The organism is Endozoicomonas sp. SESOKO3 (genome assembly GCF_024606255.1).
The window spans coordinates 1-1,754 of sequence record NZ_JAHHPR010000754.1; the positions used below are offsets into that span (position 1 = coordinate 1).

General features: G+C 44.4%; 1 protein-coding gene. It reads right to left on the reverse strand.

What is annotated here, in order from left to right; genetic code table 11:
• A partial coding sequence (locus KDK18_RS13270) for a hypothetical protein (protein ID WP_257255406.1) occupies window positions 1-1,588 on the reverse strand: 1,588 nt, incomplete at its 3' end.
• Between the last annotated feature and the right edge of the window lie 166 nt (window positions 1,589-1,754).

Below are 1,754 nucleotides of genomic sequence, written 5' to 3' on the forward strand. Positions count from 1 at the left end.
TCATTAAAAAATCAGCGGTACCCAGTCTCAGTAATCCTTCAAGTTGAGTGATGGGAGAGTCTTTAGGACCTATTTTCCCCATCATGAAATCTTTGGTTGAACTGTCTAATGTCTGCTTATATAAATGAGCGGTAAAGGTCGATCTCAGTAGGTCGGAGTTCAGATCCAGTTTTTCTAAAATTTTATCAGCCTCATACTGGCACCGCTCAAAAACGCCTCTTAAAAAATGAGTTCTTTTAGGGACCATAAGAGAGGGAATATAGGACGTTGTATCCCCAATACTGCTAAGTTCGACCCCAAAATTGACCTGAAGATGATAAGGTAATGGCGTTATCCCTTTAACACTGGGCCTCAATGAGATTTTAGGATTTACATCTGTAAACTTGAATAACCTGTATTCTTTTAAATCATCTGTGGGATTCTTACCGAGCAGCTTGTCGTTATAAGCTTTAACTATATTGTGTACAGTTAAATCACTCTCAGGTGGTTCCACTAAAACAGCGGCTATCGTATTGGTAGCACGAAATAGAGCTGAGGATGCAGTTGAATAAACTGAGAGAGGTTCTGGTCCGGTAACGATTTCAATGACAGAGAGACCATAATTGTCATCTGTCGTTATAGACAGCTTATTATAATCAGGGTTAAATAGCTTACGTTTATCATATTCTGTATATGCAAGCCTCTTTCTCGGTGCGAAATCCACGGTTGTGTCATCGTACTCTATTTCAAGACCGATTCGCCCTTTATGAATGTCTTCAGGGATTTCTGGAGATTTTATACTGTCTTGTAATCTCTTAGCGCTGTCTACGCCCAGTTCATGCAGGATGTTTTTTTGAATGGTTTCAGTATTACTGCTGATTCCTTTCAACTGATTTGTTGCAACAATAAAATCGGTGATCAGGCCTGATAAAGCATAATATTGCAAAACCGGATGTCTGACTGTGCTGAAAGTCTGGCTCGGATCAATTTTCAGTACAGAACCGGCATTGTTGACCAGAACCGGTTTTGCATCGGCTGAACCAGGAGGAGTGACGACCAGTAATAGCCGAACAGAGTCGGGTATTTTGACTTGGTTGAAGCCGCTACCGGCAGAACCATCAATAAGCCCTTTGTCCACCAGAGTCTGGAGGTTTCCAAAGACCTGGCTTCGTCCTTCATTCAAGGCACTGGAAAAGGCCTTGTATTTAGTGGTGGTTCTGAGCCATCGAAGCGTTTTGGTAACGGTCTCCTCCAATGACTGCATATCATTGTCAGGGACATCGTTTTCCCGGGCATATTTGAGATATTCGGCAGAGAACAGGATCGCGATCCTGGACTTCAAGCTACTATCGTCGTAGGAACCCGGTGGAACTTCTCTGAGAGCTCCGGGACTGTTCGGCGTGATTTTTTTGCCATGGGCATTCCCGGCATTAGAAGGTGTTCTGCCAGTGGCCGGACTTTGGTCTGGTGGGCTTTTCATAGAACCTATATCCAGCAATAACCTGTCTCTGTCTTCAGCGGGTAAACCGGAACTGGATATTCGTTGTTCCAACATCTGGTAATCCGCTTTCTGCAATTGCAGCGCAGACCGCAGATTTGAGTCCTGCATTTGTTTCCAGAAATCGGTGTGCAACTTAACCAGACCCTGCACAAAGGCATCAGCAGACGTCGTCGGCTTCATTTCAAGGAAGTTAATAACGGTTCTCACCGAAGCGGCCAGACGCTTTTCCCGAAACAATACGTCCAGAGCCCAATGGAAATGATCCGCAGTACCC